10 protein-coding genes are annotated in these 18,136 nt (G+C 66.4%); 6 read left to right on the forward strand and 4 right to left on the reverse strand.

Going from position 1 to position 18,136, the window contains the following annotated elements; translation table 11 throughout:
- Positions 1–7 precede the first annotated feature (7 nt).
- Together QMZ26_RS05665 and QMZ26_RS05670 are read right to left on the reverse strand one after the other, a co-directional pair.
- Positions 8–781: an NAD kinase gene (locus tag QMZ26_RS05665; RefSeq protein ID WP_079222400.1), complete on the reverse strand. Its 774-nt coding sequence runs from the start codon at positions 779–781 to the stop codon at positions 8–10.
- 203 nt (positions 782–984) lie between these two features.
- On the reverse strand, positions 985–5,961 hold the full coding sequence (locus QMZ26_RS05670) for an NAD-glutamate dehydrogenase domain-containing protein (RefSeq protein WP_079222401.1): 4,977 nt from the start codon (positions 5,959–5,961) through the stop codon (positions 985–987).
- A 275-nt stretch (positions 5,962–6,236) separates the two neighbouring features.
- Between QMZ26_RS05670 and QMZ26_RS05675 the strand changes: the two genes are divergently transcribed.
- From QMZ26_RS05675 to QMZ26_RS05685, 3 genes are read left to right on the forward strand one after another with little or no spacing between them, the layout of a single operon-like run.
- The gene (locus QMZ26_RS05675) at positions 6,237–6,893 is read left to right on the forward strand and encodes a TetR/AcrR family transcriptional regulator (protein WP_079222402.1); all 657 of its coding nucleotides are present in this window, start codon (positions 6,237–6,239) and stop codon (positions 6,891–6,893) included.
- Positions 6,893–8,152: an efflux RND transporter periplasmic adaptor subunit gene (locus tag QMZ26_RS05680; RefSeq protein WP_283220841.1), complete on the forward strand. Its 1,260-nt coding sequence runs from the start codon at positions 6,893–6,895 to the stop codon at positions 8,150–8,152. The genes QMZ26_RS05675 and QMZ26_RS05680 overlap by 1 nt, the downstream gene beginning before the upstream one ends.
- A 15-nt stretch (positions 8,153–8,167) precedes the next feature.
- Positions 8,168–11,338: a multidrug efflux RND transporter permease subunit gene (locus QMZ26_RS05685; protein WP_283220842.1), complete on the forward strand. Its 3,171-nt coding sequence runs from the start codon at positions 8,168–8,170 to the stop codon at positions 11,336–11,338.
- A gap of 223 nt (positions 11,339–11,561) precedes the next feature.
- Here QMZ26_RS05685 and QMZ26_RS05690 read toward each other — a convergent pair whose 3' ends face one another.
- Entirely contained in the window at positions 11,562–11,849 is a 288-nt protein-coding gene (locus QMZ26_RS05690) for a hypothetical protein (RefSeq protein WP_283220843.1), read from the reverse strand.
- Positions 11,850–12,083: 234 nt separating this feature from the next.
- Complete coding sequence (locus QMZ26_RS05695) at positions 12,084–13,232, reverse strand: acyl-CoA dehydrogenase family protein (protein ID WP_079222405.1); 1,149 nt, start codon at positions 13,230–13,232, stop codon at positions 12,084–12,086.
- Between the two features lie 163 nt (positions 13,233–13,395).
- Between QMZ26_RS05695 and QMZ26_RS05700 the strand changes: the two genes are divergently transcribed.
- Genes QMZ26_RS05700 through metH form a run of 3 tightly spaced genes read left to right on the forward strand, consistent with a single transcriptional unit; the run spans position 13,396 to position 18,108 of the window.
- Positions 13,396–14,325 carry a metalloregulator ArsR/SmtB family transcription factor gene (locus tag QMZ26_RS05700; RefSeq protein ID WP_079222406.1) on the forward strand — a complete coding sequence of 310 codons (930 nt, stop codon included), beginning with the start codon at positions 13,396–13,398 and terminating at the stop codon, positions 14,323–14,325.
- A 7-nt stretch (positions 14,326–14,332) separates the two neighbouring features.
- Complete coding sequence (locus QMZ26_RS05705) at positions 14,333–15,427, forward strand: homocysteine S-methyltransferase family protein (protein WP_283220844.1); 1,095 nt, start codon at positions 14,333–14,335, stop codon at positions 15,425–15,427.
- Complete coding sequence (gene metH / locus QMZ26_RS05710; RefSeq protein WP_200732536.1) at positions 15,424–18,108, forward strand: methionine synthase; 2,685 nt, start codon at positions 15,424–15,426, stop codon at positions 18,106–18,108. Before QMZ26_RS05705 ends, metH begins: the two co-directional genes overlap by 4 nt.
- Positions 18,109–18,136 lie beyond the last annotated feature (28 nt).

Here is an 18,136-nt window from a genome sequence, read left to right on the forward strand (position 1 = left end):
ATTGTCGTCAAAAAACGAACTGTTCGCTCAGGATCCGGTCTTCCAGGTTGTGTTCCGGGTCGAACAGCAGGGTCACCCGGTGCTCCTTCGACTCGCGGATGGTGACTTCCACCACGTCGCGGGTCTCGTGCGAATCGGCGGTGACGCTGACCGGGCGCTTGTAGGGATCGAGCACACGGAAGCGCACTTCGGTGTCGGCCTTGAGGATGGCACCGCGCCAGCGCCGCGGCCGGTACGGGGCCAACGGCGTCAGGGCGATGGTATGCGACCCCAGTGGCAGCACCGGGCCGTGCGCCGAATAGTTGTAGGCAGTGCTGCCGGCCGGGGTGGCCACCAGCACGCCATCGCCGATCAGCTCGGCCACCCGTTCCTGGCCGTTGAGATCGATGCCGATGTGCGCCGCCTGGCGGGTCTGCCGCAGCAGCGAGACATCGTTGTAGGCCAGCGAACCGGTGCTGGCACCGGATTCGGTCAGCGCCAGCATTTCCAGCGGCCGCAGGTTGGCCGGCTCGGCGCGGGCGATGCGTGCAACCACATCGTCTTCGGCGCGGTACTGGTTCATCAGGAAGCCAACGGTGCCCAGCTTCATGCCGAACACCGGCTTGCCCAGGCGGCCATGCCGGTGCAGGGTCTGCAGCATGAAGCCGTCGCCGCCCAGCGGGCACAGCACGTCGGCCTGGTCAGGCGCGTGGTCGCCGTAGCGGGAAACCATCGCCGCGCGGGCCATCTGCGCCGGTTCGGCGGTGCTGGCCAGGAAAGCGATGCGGGGGGTGTCGCTCATCGGTGGATCCGGGGGAAGGCTGGCCAAGAGCATAACCGAGCGCCGCTGCGCTCGCCGGGCATGGCCCTGCGCTACCTGGAACCCCGCGCCCCGGTAGCGCCGGGCCATGCCCGGCGAACGGCAGACCCCCAACGCAGAACGGCCCCGCTTTCGCGGGGCCGTTCCGTTTCACGCTTGCCGGGCGTGGCCCGGCGCTACATCACTTACGCACCATGTGCGGCCAGCTGGCCCAGGCGCTGCACCGCGACCGACACGGTCGGGTAGTCCAGGGTCTTCTGCTCGGCCAGTTCGGCCAGCATCGACAGGGTGAAGCGCAGGCTGCTGTCGTCGCGGCCGATCCAGCTGGCGACCTTGGCTTCAGCACTGCTGCCCTTGGTACCCAGCACCTGGCCGGCCAGGTTGCGGTGGTGCGCGGCCAGTTCGTCACGCAGCACGCCACGGGCGACGGCATGCCAGCGGCCGTTGACCTCCAGCGCGTCGATCTGCTCGAACAGCCACGGCAGCTGCAGGGCATCGCCCAGGCGGAAGTGGATCTTGGACACGTCCACCGGCTTCAGCTTGCGGGTGCGGGCCAGTTCGATGATGTCGAACGCCGGCTCCAGGAAGTGCAGTTCGGCCAGCTGCTGGGCCAGCGCGGACGGCAGGCCCTTTTCCTTCCACTCGGCCACCAGGGCTTCGTAGGTCGGACGCTGCGAATCCGGCAGCACACCCGAAGCAACGCGGATGTCGTTGAACGGACCCTGGTAGCGGTTGACCGCCTCGGTGATGCCCGGCATCGGGCCCGGGCGCGACAGCAGCCAGCGCACGAACGAACGCTGCAGCTTCCAGATCACTTCCAGTGCGTCGATCTGCACCGACTCCGGCAGGGTGCCGTCGAGGGCGTCGATCTGTGCCCACAGCGCGCGGGCATCCAGCGTTTCGCGGCTGATGGTGTATGCCTTGGCAACCTCGGCGATGGTGCGGCCGGTGTCTTCCTGCATGCGCATCAGGAAGGTGGCGCCCATGCGGTTGATGGTCTGGTTGGTCACGGCCGTGGCGATGATTTCGCGCTTCAGGCGGTGACGCTCCATCGCGTCGGCGTACTTCTTCTGCAGCGGGGTCGGGAAGTAGCGCTGCAGTTCCTTGGACAGGTACGGATCTTCCGGGATGTCCGAATCCAGCAGCTGGGCAAATGCCACCAGCTTGGAATAGGACAGCAGCACCGACAGTTCCGGACGGGTCAGGCCCTGGCCGCGTGCCTTGCGCTGCGACAGCTCGGCATCGGACGGCAGGAACTCGATCTGGCGATCAAGCAGGCCCTGCTGTTCCAGCGTGCGGATGAAGTGCTGCTTGGAACCCAGGCGCTTGACCGCCATCCGCTCCATCAGGCTCAGGGCCTGGTTCTGGCGGTAGTTGTCGTTGAGCACCAGATCGGCGACCTCGTCGGTCATCGACGCCAGCAGCTTGTTGCGCTGCTCGACGGTCAGCTTCTTGGCGCGCACCACATCGTTGAGCAGAATCTTGATGTTGACTTCATGGTCGGAGGTGTCCACACCGGCCGAGTTGTCGATGAAGTCGGTGTTGAGCAGCACGCCGGCCTGGGCGGCTTCGATGCGGCCCAGCTGGGTCATGCCCAGGTTGCCGCCCTCGCCCACCACCTTGCAGCGCAGCTCGCCACCGTTCACGCGCAGGGCGTTGTTGGCGCGGTCGCCGACATCGCTGTGCTGCTCGCTGGCGGCCTTGACGTAGGTACCGATGCCGCCGTTCCACAGCAGGTCGACCGGCGCCTTCAGGATCGCGCTCATCAGGTCGTTCGGCGACAGCGCCTTGACGTTCTCGTCCAGGCCCAGCGCTTCACGCACCTGCGGGGTGATCTCGATCGACTTCAGGGTACGCGGGAAGATGCCGCCACCCTTGCTGATCAGCTTGGCATCGTAGTCCGCCCAGCTCGAACGCGGCACGGTGAACATGCGCTCACGCTCGACGAACGAGGTGGCCGCATCCGGGTTCGGGTCCAGGAAGATGTGGCGGTGGTCGAACGCAGCAACCAGGCGGATGTGGCGCGACAGCAGCATGCCGTTGCCGAACACGTCGCCGGACATGTCGCCCACGCCGACCGAGGTGAAGTCCTGGCTCTGGCTGTCACGGCCCAGTGCACGGAAGTGGCGCTTGACCGATTCCCACGCACCGCGTGCGGTGATGCCCATGCCCTTGTGGTCGTAACCGACCGAGCCACCGGAAGCGAACGCATCGCCCATCCAGAAGCCGTGCGCGATGGCCAGGCCGTTGGCGATGTCGGAGAAGGTCGCGGTGCCCTTGTCGGCCGCCACCACCAGGTACGGGTCGTCCATGTCGTGGCGCACGACATCCACCGGCGGCACGATCTTGTTGTTGACGATGTTGTCGGTGATGTCCAGCAGGCCCTGGATGAACAGCTTGTAGCAGGCCACGCCGTTGGCGAACACCGCATCACGATCGCCGTTCACCGGCGGGGTCTTGGCGAAGAAGCCGCCCTTCGCGCCGACCGGCACGATGACGGTGTTCTTGACCATCTGCGCCTTGACCAGGCCCAGCACCTCGGTGCGGAAGTCTTCGCGACGGTCCGACCAGCGCAGGCCACCACGGGCGACTGCACCGAAGCGCAGGTGGGTACCTTCCACGCGCGGGCCGTAGACGAAGATTTCGCGGTACGGACGCGGCTTCGGCAGGTCCGGCACCAGGGCCGAATCGAACTTGAAGCTGATGACATGGCCATGCTGGCCGTTGGCATCGGTCTGGTAGTAGCTGGTACGCAGGGTCGCGTCGATCACGCCCATGAACGAGCGCAGGATGCGGTCCTCGTCCAGGCTGGACACGCGGTCCATCAGCTTCAGCAGCGCTTCGCGCGCGGCCTGCATCTGCGCATCGCGGTCGCCCTTGCGCGCATCGACGACGGTCTTGAGCACCTTCAGGGTGGCATCGTCGGCGGCAGCCAGCACATCGAAGTGGGCCTTCAGCTGGGCCTGGCCGGCAGCGATGTCGTCCTTGCTCTCATGGCCGGTAGCCGGGTCGAAGCGGGCTTCGAACAGTTCCACCAGCAGGCGGGCCAGCAGCGGGTAGCGCGAGAAGGTGCCTTCCACGTACGCCTGCGAGAACGGCACGCCGGTCTGCAGCAGGTACTTGCAGTAGCCACGCAGCATGGCGACCTGGCGCCAATGCAGGCCCGCGGCCAGCACCAGGCGGTTGAAGCCATCGTTCTCGGCATCGCCGTGCCACACGCGGGCGAAGGTCTCGCCGAAGGCCTCATCGACGCGGGCGGCATCGATGGCGCCGGCGGTCGATTCGACCTCGAAGTCCTGCACGTACACCGGGGCGTTGTCGACCGAAAGTCGGTACGGACGCTCCGCGATCACGCGCAGGCCCATGTTTTCCATCATCGGCAGCGCGTCCGACAGCGGGATGTCATCCAGCTGGCGGTACAGCTTCAGGCGCAGGCCATCGCCGCTTTCGCGCGGCACGGCCTGCAGGCTCAGGCGCAGGTCGTCCGGACCGGTCAGGGCATCAAGCTGGCTGACATCGTTGGCGGCAACGGCGGTGCTGTTGTCTTCGATGTAGCCGGCCGGCAGCGCCTTGCCGATGCGGGCAGCGATGCGCAGGCCTTCGGTCTCGCCATGACGGGTCACCAGCGCTTCGCGCAGGTCGTCCTGCCAGTTGCGCAGCACCTGGGCCAGCTTCTGCTCCAGTTCGGCGGTATCGACGTCGAGCATTTCGCCTGGCTTCGGGCGCACGATCAGGTGCACCTGGGCCAGCGGCGATTCGCCCAGCACCACCGAGCTGTCCACGTACTCACCGTGCAGCGCTTCCTTCAGCATCGCCTCGATGCGCAGGCGCACGTCGGTGTTGAAGCGCTCGCGCGGCAGGTAGACCAGCGCGGAAATGAAGCGGCTGTACTTGTCGCGGCGCAGGAACAGGCGGCTGCGCACGCGTTCCTGCAGGCCCAGCACGCCCATGGCGGTGCGGAACAGTTCGTCCTCGCTGGACTGGAACAGTTCTTCGCGCGGCAGGGTTTCCAGGATGTGGCGCAGGGCCTTGCCGCTGTGGCTGGCCGGGGCCAGGCCGGACTGCTTCATCACGTATTCGTGGCGCTGGCGCACCAGCGGGATTTCCCACGGGCGACGGTTGTAGGCGCTGGAGGTGAACAGGCCCAGGAAGCGCTGTTCGCCGATGATCCTGCCCTTGGCGTCGAATTCCAGCACGCCGATGTAGTCCATGTAGCCGGCGCGGTGCACGCGCGAACGGGCATTGGTCTTGGTCAGGATCAGCGCGTCCTTCAGCCCGGACGTGGTGTTCAGGCCCTGCGCGGCCAGGGTCTTGACCGGACGTGCGGCGGACTTGTCCTTGCCGCGCATCAGGCCCAGGCCGGTGTCGTTCAGCGGCGCCAGCACGTCTTCCTTGCCCTGCTTCTCAACGCGGTACTCGCGGTAGCCGAAGAAGGTGAAGTGGTTGTCGGCGGCCCAGCGCAGGAACTGCTGCGCTTCGGCACGCGAGGCATCGTCGACCGGCAGCTGGCGGCTGCCCAGGTCGTCGGCCAGCGCCAGCGCCTTGTCCTTCATCGGCTGCCAGTCGCGCACGATGGCGCGCACTTCATCCAGCGCCTTGTTGATGGCCTGCTCGATGGCGGCCATGGCTTCGGCCGGCTGGCGGTCGATCTCCAGCAGCATCACCGACTCGGCATCGCCCTCGCCGACCTTGGCCAGCTTGCCGGCCTTGTCGCGGGTGAAGCGCAGCACCGGGTGGCCCAGCACATGCACGCCCACGCCCTGTTCGGCCAGCGACATGGTGACGGTGTCGACCAGGAACGGCATGTCATCGTTGATGATCTGCAGCACGGTGTGCGGCGATTCCCAACCGTTGGCCTTGGCTGTGGGGTTGAACACGCGCACGTTGGCCTTGCCGGCCTTGCGTGCACGCGCGAACTCCAGGGTGTCTGCCGCCAGCGCCGCCCACTCTTCAGCGGTGTGGTGCGGGAACTCGTCCGACTCCATGCGCTTGTAGAAATCGGCTGCGAATGCCACTGCCTCGGCCTGCGCGGCCGCGGGGTAACGCTTGCGCAAGGCCGTGTACACCGGCTCCAGGGAGAAACCAGCGGTCACTGCGACCTCCGACTCAGCTGGCTTGGTTTTGTTTTTCACGGTCTTGGCTGCGGTTTTTTGCGGTTTCATGGCAGAGCGATGCGCTTGCTCAGTTGGGAAAATGAAATTGTAGCCCTGTTGCAGGAAAAGGCCTTGCTGCAGGACGGAATAATGAAATGCCGGGTTTGCTCCGGTTTAGACGCCTATTCAGTTCGCACCGGTATGGCGTCGTCACCCGGCGACGCGATACCGACAGGATCGGCAAACCGTGTTACCGGAATAAGCGCGCGCAGCGCCCGCTGTCGGGACGGACAGGACTATCGGCACGATTCCACAATCCTGAACTGGACGGTATAGTCCACCGCGTGAACCCGGCCTACCTCCCCGCTGCCCTGGATGCGCGCGATCAGCGCGTGTTCGATGCCGTGCGCGAACTGCTGGCCCACCAGGGCATGCAGATCAGCATGGATGCGGTGGCCCAGCATGCCGGCTGTTCGAAGCAGACCCTGTATTCGCGCTACGGCAGCAAGCAGGATCTGCTGCGGCGGGTCATGCAGCGCCACGTCGGCCACGCTACCGGGGCCATGGTCCGTGCACTCCGCACTGACGACCTGCGTGCCAGCCTTCTGCAGTTCGCCACCGACTTCCTGGAGCATTTCAACCAGCCGCATGTGGGACAGGCCTGCCGGGTGATTGCCGCTGATGCGGCGCAGTTTCCCGAAGAGGCGCGTACGCTGTACCGGCATGGAGCCGGCGCATTGACGCTTCATCTTGCTGAATGGATTGAAACCGTTTGCATGCGTGGCCAGCTCCGGCATGACGACCCGCACTTCATGGCCGAACTGCTGCTGAGCATGATCGCCGGTCAGGATTTCGACAAACAGCGTTTCCATACCCCCCATCGTGATGACGCGCAGCTGCGTCGGCGCTGGGCAGAATTCTCCGTCGACAGCTTCCTGCGCGCCTTTGCGCCAACGCCGTCGGTGGCCCCCACTACAAACCAACCCCGGAGTTCCTCCTGATGACCGCCCCACTCCGCACCCTTGCCTTGACGTGCGCCGTTGCTGTCGCGCTGGCCGCCTGCAAGAAGCCGGAACAGCAGACGCCCCCGCCGCCGGAGGTGGGCGTGATCGACGCCAAGCCGCAGACCCTGCCGCTGCAGCGTGAACTGGTCGGCCGCCTGTCGCCGTTCCGCAGCGCCGACGTGCGCGCGCGCGTGCCGGGCGTGCTGCTCAAGCGCGTCTACCAGGAAGGCAGCGAGGTCAAGCAGGGCCAGACCCTGTTCCTGATCGATCCGGCCCCGCTGCGCGCCAGCCTCAACGCGTCGGAAGCACAGCTGGCCTCGGCCCGCGCGACCTACGCCAACGCCAAGGTCGCCGCCGACCGCGCCCGTTCGCTGGCGCCGCAGCAGTACGTGTCCAAGTCCGACCTGGACAGCGCCGAAGCCGCCGAGCGCACCGCGCTGGCCGCGGTGAAGCAGGCTGAAGCCTCGGTCACCTCCTCGCGCATCAGCCTGGGCTATGCCGAAGTGACCTCGCCGATCAGCGGCGTGGCCAACAAGCAGCAGGTCACCGAAGGTGCCCTGGTCGGCCAGGGCGACGTGACCCTGCTGACCACCGTGGACCAGCTCGACCCGCTGTACGTGAACTTCTCGCTGAGCGTGGACGAACTGAGCCAGCTGCGTGCGCAGCAGGCCCGCGGCGCCCTGGCGCTGTCCGGCGATGGCAAGGCCACCGTCAACGTCAAGCTGGCCGATGGCACCGCCTACGGCGAAGCCGGCACGCTGGACTTCTCGTCCACCACGGTCGACCCGGCCACCGGTGCGGTTTCGCTGCGCGCGGTGCTGCCCAACCCGCAGAAGATCCTGCTGCCGGGTGCCTTCGTCAGCTTCCAGGCCAACCTGGGCGAACGCAACAACGCCTTCCTGATCCCGCAGCAGGCCCTGCAGCGTGACAGCGCCGGCGGCTTCGTGATGGTGGTCGGCGCCGACGGCAAGGTCGTGCGCAAGAACGTGAAGACCGAAGGCGCACAGGGCGGCAACTGGATGGTCAGCGACGGCCTGGCCGCCGGTGACAAGGTCGTGGTGGCAGGCGTGCAGAAGGTCAAGGAAGGGGCGCCGGCCACGGCCAAGCCCTGGACCCCGGGCCAGGATGCCAACGGCCAGCCCGCCGCCGGTGCAGCCCCGGCAGCCGCGGCTGCAGGCGGCGCCGAGAAGGCGCCGGCCAAGCCGGAGGCCGCCGACAAGGCCGAGCCTGCCGCCACCGAATCGAACAAGCAGTAACGGGAACCTTCCGTCATGCCTAAATTTTTCATCGAACATCCAGTCTTCGCCTGGGTGGTAGCGATCCTGATCTCGCTCAGCGGCGTGATCGCGATCCTCAACCTCGGCGTCGAGTCCTATCCCAACATCGCCCCGCCGCAGGTGACCGTCCAGGCCACCTACCCGGGCGCGAGCGCGGACACCACTGAAAAATCGGTTACCCAGGTGATCGAGCAGCAGCTGACCGGTATCGATCACCTGCTGTACTTCAGCTCGTCCTCGTCCTCCAATGGCCGTGCGCAGATCACCCTGACCTTCGAGACCGGTACCGATCCGGACATCGCCCAGGTGCAGGTGCAGAACAAGGTGTCGCTGGCCACGCCACGACTGCCTTCGGAAGTGACCCAGCAGGGCGTGGTGGTGGCCAAGGCCAACGCCGGCTTCCTGATGGTGGTCGGCCTGCGTTCGGACACCGGCACGATCAGCCGCGACGCCCTGAACGACATCGTCGGTTCGCGCGTGCTCGACCAGGTCTCGCGTATCCCCGGCGTCGGCAGCACCCAGCAGTTCGGTTCCGAGTACGCCATGAACATCTGGCTGAACCCGGAAAAGATGCAGGGCTACGGCCTGTCGGCCAGCGAAGTGCTGGCGGCAGTGCGCGCGCAGAACGTGCAGTTCGCGGCCGGTTCGCTGGGTTCGGATCCCTCGCCGGATGGCCACTTCACCGCCACGGTTTCGGCCGAAGGCCGCTTCAGCTCGCCTGAAGAGTTCGAGAACATCATCCTGCGGGCCAATGCCAACGGCTCGCGCGTGCTGCTCAAGGACATCGCCCGCGTCGCCTTCGGTGCCAACAACTACGGCTTCGATACCCAGTACAACGGCCAGGCCGCCGGTGCCTTCGCCATCCAGCTGCTGCCGGGCGCCAACGCCCTGAACGTGGCCGATGCCGTGCGCGCCAAGATGGACGAGCTGCAGCCGAGCTTCCCGGCCGGCGTCAGCTGGTTCTCGCCGTACGACAGCACCACCTTCGTCAAGATCTCCATCGAGGAAGTGGTCAAGACGCTGTTCGAAGCGGTGTTGCTGGTGTTCCTGGTGATGCTGATCTTCCTGCAGAACTTCCGCGCGACGATCATCCCCACCCTGGTCATCCCGGTGGCCCTGCTGGGCACCTTCCTGGGCATGTGGCTGATCGGCTTCACCATCAACCAGCTGACCCTGTTCGCGATGGTGCTGGCGATCGGCATCGTGGTCGATGACGCGATCGTGGTCATCGAGAACGTCGAACGCATCATGACCGAGGAAGGCCTGGCGCCGAAGCCGGCCACCCAGAAGGCGATGACCCAGATCACCGGCGCGGTGGTGGCCATCACCGTCGTGCTGGCCGCGGTGTTCATCCCCTCGGCCCTGCAGGGCGGTGCGGCCGGTGAGATCTACAAGCAGTTCGCGCTGACCATCGCCATCTCGATGGCGTTCTCCGCGTTCCTGGCGCTGGGCTTCACCCCGGCCCTGTGCGCGACCTTCCTCAAGCCGACCCACAACGACAACCCGAACATCGTCTACCGTACCTTCAACAAGTACTACGACAAGATCAGCGGGACCTACGTCGGCCACATCACCTCGGCGGTGAAGCACGCGCCGCGCTGGATGATCCTGGCCGTGGTGCTCACCGCACTGTGCGGCTTCCTGTTCACCCGCATGCCGGGCAGCTTCCTGCCGGAAGAAGACCAGGGCTACGCACTGGCCATCGTGCAGCTGCCGCCGGGCTCGACCAAGGGCCAGACCAACGAAGTCTTCTCGCAGATGCGCGGCATCCTGAAGGACCAGGAAGGCTACGAAGGCCTGATGCAGATTGCCGGCTTCAGCTTCGTCGGTTCGGGCGAGAACGTGGGCATGGGCTTCATCCGCCTCAAGCCGTGGGCCGACCGCAAGGTCACCGTGCCCGAGTTCATCCAGAACATGAACGGCGCGTTCTACGGCATCAAGGAAGCGCAGATCTTCGTGGTCAACCTGCCGACCGTGCAGGGCCTGGGCCAGTTCGGCGGCTTCGACATGTGGCTGCAGGACCGTGGTGGCCAGGGCTACGAACAGCTGACCCAGGCGCGCAACATCCTGCTGGGCAAGGCGGCGCAGGAAAGCGACAGGCTGACCGGCGTGCGCCCGAACGGCCTGGAAAACGCCCCGCAGCTGGCGCTGCATGTTGACCGCGTGCAGGCGCAGTCGATGGGCATGTCGGTGTCGGACGTGTACAGCACCATCCAGCTGATGCTGGCCCCGGTGTACGTCAACGACTTCTTCTACCAGGGCCGCATCAAGCGCGTGACCATGCAGGCCGACGCGCCGTACCGCACCGGCCAGGAATCGCTGAAGAGCTTCTACAGCCCCTCCAGCCTGACCACCAATGCCGACGGCACCAATGCCATGATCCCGCTGAACACGGTGGTCAAGTCGGAATGGGTGTCGGCACCGCCGTCGCTGAGCCGCTACAACGGCTACTCGGCCATCAACATCGTCGGCTCGCAGGCCCCGGGCAAGAGCTCGGGTGAAGCGATGACGGCGATGGAAGACATCGTCACCAACGACCTGCCGGCCGGTTACGGCTATGACTGGTCGGGCATGTCCTACCAGGAAATCCTGGCAGGCAACGCCGCGACGCTGCTGCTGGTGCTGTCGGTGGTGGTGGTGTTCCTCTGCCTTGCCGCACTGTATGAAAGCTGGTCGATCCCGGTGGCGGTGCTGCTGGTGGTGCCGCTGGGCGTGCTGGGTGCCATCGGCCTGTCGATGATCCGCGGCCTGCCCAACGACATCTTCTTCAAGATCGGCATGATCACGGTGATCGGCCTGGCCGCGAAGAACGCGATCCTGATCGTGGAGTTCGCGGTGGAACAGCGTGCCGCGGGCAAGACCCTGCGCGATGCCACCATCGAAGCGGCCCGCCTGCGTTTCCGCCCGATCCTGATGACCTCGTTCGCGTTCATCATGGGCGTGATTCCGATGGCCATCTCCACCGGTGCCGGCGCCAACTCCCGCCACGCCATCGGTACCGGCGTGATCGGCGGCATGCTGTTCGCCACCCTGCTGGGCCTGCTGATGATCCCGGTGTTCTTCGTGGTCGTGCGCCGCATGCTGGGCGACAAGCTGGATGAACCCTCCAAGGAGTTCATGGAGCGCCAGCGCGACGCCGAAGCCGCACACCGCCCGGATCGTTGATCCGGCGGTAGGCAGAAATGAAAAGGCCCCGGAGCGATCCGGGGCCTTTTTTGTTGCCGCTTTCCGTAGAGCCGAGCCCATGCTCGGCTGCTTTTGCCTTCTGTAGAGCCGGGCATGGGCTCGGCTCTACAGAAAGCGCAGGCCACGGCGCATCCACGCATGGCGTGGATCTACTGGTCGCGTGAGCCGAGCATGGGCTCGGCTCTACAGGCAACCCTGCCCCTCAGCGCAGCAGCGCGACCACGGCACACACCGCCACGATCACCAGCGCGGCCCACTGCATGGGCACGAAGAAGACATGATGCGGCGCCGCCTCGCCCTTCTGCCGCGGCGTGCGGTTCAACCACAGGCCCAGCAGCACGTTCACGGCCGCGCCAAGGCCCCCGCCCAGCAGCACCTGCTGCAGGGGAATGTTGCCCTTCGGGCCGTCGTGCGGGAAGAAGTAGGCCAGCAGCAGGATGCCTGCAATCGGCGTCACCAGCGTCATGAATCCCCAACCGCGATAGATCATCGTGCAGACCTTGATAAAAACGGCCTGCATTTTAGCGGGGCTTGCGCGCGCGATCGCTTTCTGTAGAGCCGAGCCCATGCTCGGCTGCCTGTACCGGAGCCGAGCATGGGCTCGGCTCTACAGATATCCAATGCCACGGCCCATCCACGCATGGCGTGGATCTACACACGGCCCAACGTCAGCGCGCATCCACGCACGGCCGCGCCGCCATTGCAGCGGCGCGGCCGCTTGAACTCAGCGCAGGCCCGTCTCGTTGCGGGCGATCACCAGGCGCTGGATTTCCGAAGTGCCTTCGTAGATCTCGGTGATCTTGGCATCACGGAAGTAGCGCTCCAGCGGCATTTCCTTGGAATAGCCCATGCCACCGTGGATCTGCACGGCCTGGTGGGTGATCCACATGGCCGCTTCGGACGCGGTGAGCTTGGCGATGGCCGCTTCGTTGCTGAAGCGCTTGCCCTCGCCCTTCACCCATGCCGCGCGCAGGGTCAGCAGCAGGGCCGCGTCCAGCTTGCACTTCATGTCGGCGATCTTGGCCTGGGTCATCTGGAAGGTACCAATGGCGGCACCGAAGGCCTTGCGGTCCTTCACGTATTCCAGGGTTGCCTCATAGGCCGCACGTGCGATGCCGATGGCCTGCGAGGCGATGCCGATGCGGCCGGCGTCGAGCACGCCCATGGCGATCTTGAAGCCCTCGCCTTCCTGGCCCAGCACGTCCTCGGCCTGGGCCACGTAATCGTTGAACTCGATCTCGCAGGTGGCCGAGGCGCGGATGCCCAGCTTCGGCTCGGTCTTGCCGCGGCCGAAACCGGCCTTGTCGGTGTCGACCAGGAACGCGGTGATGCCACGCGCGCCCTTGTCCGGCTCGCTCATCGCGAACAGCACGATGTACTTGGCCACCGGGCCGGAGGTGATCCAGCTCTTCTTGCCATTGATGACATAGGTACCGTCGGCCTGCTTGACCGCGCGGCAGCGCATCGCCGTGGCGTCCGAACCGGACTGCGGCTCGGTCAGGGCGAAGGCACCGATGGCCTCGCCTTCGGCGATCGCGCGCACGTACTTCTGCTTCTGCGCCTCGCTGCCATGGGTCAGGATGCCGTTGCAGAACAGCGAATTGTTGACCGACATGATCGTCGAATGCGCAGCATCACCGGCGGCGACCTCCACCATCGCCAGCACGTACGCAATCGGGTCCATGCCTGCGCCGCCGTATTCGGTCGGCACTTCGATGCCCATCAGGCCGTTCTCGCCCAGCAGGCGGATGTTCTCCAGGGGGAATTCGCCGGTGCGGTCATGGTGCTCCGCGCTCGGGGCGATCTTTTCCTGCGCGATGCGCCGCGCAACGTCCTGCAGCATCAACTGCTCTTCAGTAAAGCTGAAATCCACAACACCCTCCCAGGGACATGATGATATGGGCCACGCACAGCGTGCCCAGGTGCGCCGATTGTACCGGGGCCGGGCAACGGCGGCTGACTTGGGGGCGGTGGCGGCTTGACCGGGACAGGCGCCGTCGGCGAATATATCTCTATATCGCGATAGGTAGATATTCATGGATCTGGAAGACTGGTCGACCCGCCTGAAGGTGTTCGCCGACGCCACCCGTGTGCGCCTGCTGGCGCTGCTGGAACAGGAAGAGCTGACCGTGGCCGAGCTGTCGGCGATCACCCGGCTGGCGCAGCCGCGGGTGTCGACCCACCTGGCGCGCCTGAAGGAAGCGGGCCTGGTCCGCGACCGCCGTGCCGGCGTGTCGGCCTACTACCGCTTCGACGATGCCCAGCTGGACCCGGCGCAGCGCGCATTGTGGCATGCCTTGAGCAACGGAAGCGATGACCCGCTGCTGCGCCAGGATGCTGAACGCGTCGCTGCGGTGATGGCCAGCCGTGCCGCCGACCAGAACTGGGCCGACAGCGTGGCCGGCGACATGGAACGCCACTACTCGCCGGGCCGCACCTGGGAAGCGCTGGCACGCACGGCGCTGCCGCTGCTGGAAACCGGCGACGTGCTGGACATCGCCTCCGGTGACGGCGTGCTGGCTGAACTGGTCGCGCCGCACGCCAGCCGCTACGTGTGCATCGACACCAGCGCGCGCGTGGTGGCGGCCGCCAGCGAGCGCCTGCGCCGCCTGCCCAACGTGGAGGTGCGCGAGGGCGACATGCACGCCCTGCCCTTCAAGGACCGCACGTTCGATCTGGTGGTGCTGATGCACGCGCTGACCTATGCCAGCAAGCCAGCGCAGGCCGTGGCCGAGTCCGCGCGCGTGCTGCGCCCGGGTGGCCGCCTGCTGCTGTGCAGCCTGGCCCGCCACGAGCACAAGGCCGCAGTGGAAGCCTATGGCCACGTCAACCTCGGCTTCAGCGACAAGGAACTGCGCAAGTTCGTCGACAAGGCCGGCCTGCAGGTCTCCAGCCTGGAAACGGTGACCCGTGAAAAGCGCCCGCCGCATTTTGAAGTCATCTCGCTGATCGCCAACAAGCCCTGAGGTCGCCGTGTCCGCCCTGCCCTGGCTGCATCCCGAACGTGCCCATGCCCTGCTCGCCGCGCTGCGCGAGCGCATCCTGATCATCGATGGGGCGATGGGCACCATGATCCAGCGCCACGGCCTGCAGGAAGCGGATTACCGCGGCGAACGTTTCGCCGGGGGCTACGACCACAGCCATGGCCCCGGCTGCGACCACGGCACGCCGGAAGGCCATGACCTGAAGGGCAACAACGACCTGCTGCTGCTGACCCGGCCGCAGGTCATCGGCGATATCCACACCGCCTACCTCCTGGCCGGTGCGGACCTGGTGGAAACCAACACCTTCAACGCCACCTCGGTCAGCCAGGCCGACTACCACCTGGAACACCTGGTGTATGAGCTGAACAAGGCAGGCGCCGCCGTCGCGCGTGCCTGCTGCGATGCCGTGGAAGCAACCACGCCGGACAAGCCGCGCTTCGTCATCGGCGTGATCGGGCCGACCAGCCGTACCGCCTCGATCAGCCCGGACGTGAACGACCCCGGCTTCCGCAACACCAGTTTCGACGAACTCCGCGATACCTACCGCGAGGCCATCGAAGGTCTGATCGACGGTGGCGCCGACACCCTGATGGTTGAGACCATCTTCGACACGCTCAACGCCAAGGCCGCGCTGTATGCGCTGGAAGAGGCCTTCGATGCGCGCGGCGCACGCCTGCCGGTGATGATCTCCGGCACCATCACCGATGCCTCCGGCCGCACCCTGTCGGGGCAGACCGCCGATGCGTTCCATGCGTCGCTTGCCCACGCACGCCCGCTGTCGATCGGCCTGAACTGCGCGCTGGGTGCCGACGCCATGCGCCCGCACGTGGAAACCCTGTCCCAGGTGGCCGACTGCCACGTCAGCGCCCACCCCAATGCGGGCCTGCCCAATGCCTTCGGCGAGTACGACGAGACGCCCGAGGAAATGGCCGCCACCCTGCGCGGCTTCGCCGAGGATGGCCTGCTGAACCTGGTCGGTGGCTGCTGCGGCTCCACGCCCGACCACATCCGCGCCATCGCCGCGGCCGTGGCCGGCCTGCCGCCGCGCGCCCTGCCCGGCGCACAGGAGCAGCAGGCCGCATGAGCACTTCGCCCTATACCCGCCTGTCCGGCCTGGAACCGCTGGTCATCACCCCGGACCTGCTGTTCGTCAACGTCGGCGAACGCACCAACGTCACCGGCAGCGCGCAGTTCCGCAAGCTCATCAAGGAAGGCCGCTACGAAGAAGCGGTGGACGTGGCCCGCCAACAGGTGGCCAGCGGCGCGCAGATCCTCGACGTCAACATGGACGAGGGCCTGATCGATTCGGAAGCGGCGATGACCCGCTACCTCAACCTGATCATGTCCGAGCCGGACATCGCGCGCATTCCGGTAATGGTCGATTCCTCCAAGTGGAGCGTGATCGAGGCCGGCCTGAAATGCCTGCAGGGCAAGAGCGTGGTCAACTCGATCTCGCTGAAGGAAGGCGAGGCGCTGTTCCGCGAACACGCCCGCAAGGTGCTGCGCTATGGCGCCGCCGCGGTGGTGATGGCCTTCGACGAGGCCGGCCAGGCCGACACCTGCGCACGCAAGGTCGAGATCTGTACCCGCGCCTACCGCATCCTCGTCGATGAGATCGGCTTCCCGCCGCAGGACATCATCTTCGACCCCAACATCTTCGCCGTCGCCACCGGTATCGAAGAGCACGACAACTACGCGGTCGACTTCATCGAAGCCACCCGCATCATCAAGCAGACCCTGCCGCACTGCCATGTGTCCGGCGGCGTCTCCAACGTCTCGTTCTCGTTCCGCGGCAATGAGACGGTGCGCCAGGCCATCCACTCGGTGTTCCTCTACCACGCCATCGCCGCCGGCATGGACATGGGCATCGTCAACGCCGGCGCCATGCCGATCTACGACGAGCTGGAGCCGGAACTGCGCGAGCGCGTGGAGGATGTGATCCTCAACCGCCGCAGCGATGCCACCGAGCGCCTGCTGGAGATTGCCGAGCGCTACAAGGGCAAGAAGGGCGCGGCGAAAACCGAAGACCTCGCCTGGCGCGAAAAGCCGGTGGCACAGCGCCTGGCACATGCACTGGTGCACGGTCTGGATGCCTTCGTGGAAGAGGACACCGAGCTGGCACGACAGGCGTCCAGCCGCCCGTTGGACGTGATCGAAGGGCCGCTGATGGACGGCATGAACGTGGTCGGCGACCTGTTCGGCGCCGGCAAGATGTTCCTGCCGCAGGTGGTGAAGTCCGCGCGCGTGATGAAGAAGGCCGTGGCCTACCTGCTGCCCTACATCGAAGCGGAGAAGGCGCGCAGCGGCGACACCGCCCGCAGCAACGGCAAGATCATCATGGCCACGGTGAAGGGCGATGTGCACGACATCGGCAAGAACATCGTCGGCGTGGTCCTGGCCTGCAACAATTTCGAGGTCGTGGATCTGGGCGTGATGGTGCCGGCGCAGAAGATCCTCGACGCCGCGCGCGAGCACAACGCCGACCTGATCGGCCTGTCCGGGCTGATCACGCCCTCGCTGGAAGAAATGAGCCACGTGGCGCGCGAAATGGAGCGCCAGGGCTTCGACCTGCCGCTGCTGATCGGCGGCGCGACCACCTCGCGCGCGCATACCGCGCTGAAGATCGACCCGCACTACAAGGCGCCGACCGTCTGGGTGAAGGATGCCTCGCGCGCCGTCGGCGTGGCCCAGTCGCTGATCTCGCGCGATCTGCGCGAAGCCTTCGTCGCCGCCAACGAAGCCGACTACGCCGAAATCCGCGCCCGCCATCGCAACCGCGGCGATGCCAAGCGCCTGGTGTCGCTGGAACACGCGCGTGGGCAGAAGTTCCATGGTGACTGGGTGAACTACACACCGCCGGCACCCAAACTGCCGGGCCTGCATGTGTTCGATGACTACCCGCTGGCCGAACTGGTCGATTACATCGACTGGACGCCGTTCTTCCAGGCGTGGGAACTGGCCGGCAAGTACCCGGCCATCCTCACCGATGAGATCGTTGGCACCCAGGCCAGCGAGCTGTACCGCGACGCACGCGCGATGCTCGGCCGCATCGTCGGCGAGAAGTGGCTGCAGGCCAAGGCCGTGTTCGGGCTGTGGCCGGCCAACAGCGTCGGCGATGACGTGCGCGTGCAGCACCCGCAGGGCGAGACCACCCTGCACTTCCTGCGGCAGCAGGTGGACAAGCCGGCCGAGCGCCCGGACTTCTGCCTGGCCGATTTCATCGCGCCTGCCGACAGTGGCCGGCAGGACTGGATCGGCGCCTTCGCGGTGACCGCCGGCATCGGCATCGACGCCCACGTCGCGCGCTTCGAAGCCGACCACGACGACTACAACGCGATCCTGCTGAAAGCACTGGCCGACCGCTTTGCCGAAGCGCTGGCCGAGCGCCTGCACCAGCGCGTGCGCACGGAATTCTGGGGCTACGACCACGCCGAGACGCTGGACAACGAAGCCCTGATCGACGAAAAGTATCGCGGCATCCGTCCGGCGCCCGGCTATCCCGCCTGCCCCGAGCACAGCGAGAAACGCCGCCTGTTCGACCTGCTGCAGGCCGAGGCCAACGCCGGCATGGAGCTGACCGAAAGCTTCGCCATGCTGCCCACCGCCGCCGTGTCGGGCTACTACTTCAGCCACCCGCAGAGCCAGTATTTCGTGGTGGGCCGCCTCAGCCGCGAACAGGTCAGCGACTACGCCCGCCGCAAGGGCGTCGACCGCGCCCAGGCCGAGCGCTGGCTGGCCTCCAACCTCGACTACGATCCCGAATGAGGCGGTAGCGCTGGGCATGCCCCGGCGC

This window comes from Stenotrophomonas sp. PFBMAA-4 (assembly GCF_030053215.1).
Taxonomy (GTDB): Bacteria; Pseudomonadota; Gammaproteobacteria; order Xanthomonadales; family Xanthomonadaceae; genus Stenotrophomonas.

Coding starts and splice junctions, on each gene's coding strand:
- QMZ26_RS05665 (WP_079222400.1), bottom strand. CDS start 781: ATGAGCGACACCCCCCGCATCGCTTTCCTGGCCAGCACCGCCGAACCG.
- QMZ26_RS05680 (WP_283220841.1), top strand. CDS start 6,893: ATGACCGCCCCACTCCGCACCCTTGCCTTGACGTGCGCCGTTGCTGTC.
- QMZ26_RS05685 (WP_283220842.1), top strand. CDS start 8,168: ATGCCTAAATTTTTCATCGAACATCCAGTCTTCGCCTGGGTGGTAGCG.
- QMZ26_RS05690 (WP_283220843.1), bottom strand. CDS start 11,849: ATGATCTATCGCGGTTGGGGATTCATGACGCTGGTGACGCCGATTGCA.
- QMZ26_RS05670 (WP_079222401.1), bottom strand. CDS start 5,961: ATGAAACCGCAAAAAACCGCAGCCAAGACCGTGAAAAACAAAACCAAG.
- metH (WP_200732536.1), top strand. CDS start 15,424: ATGAGCACTTCGCCCTATACCCGCCTGTCCGGCCTGGAACCGCTGGTC.
- QMZ26_RS05700 (WP_079222406.1), top strand. CDS start 13,396: ATGGATCTGGAAGACTGGTCGACCCGCCTGAAGGTGTTCGCCGACGCC.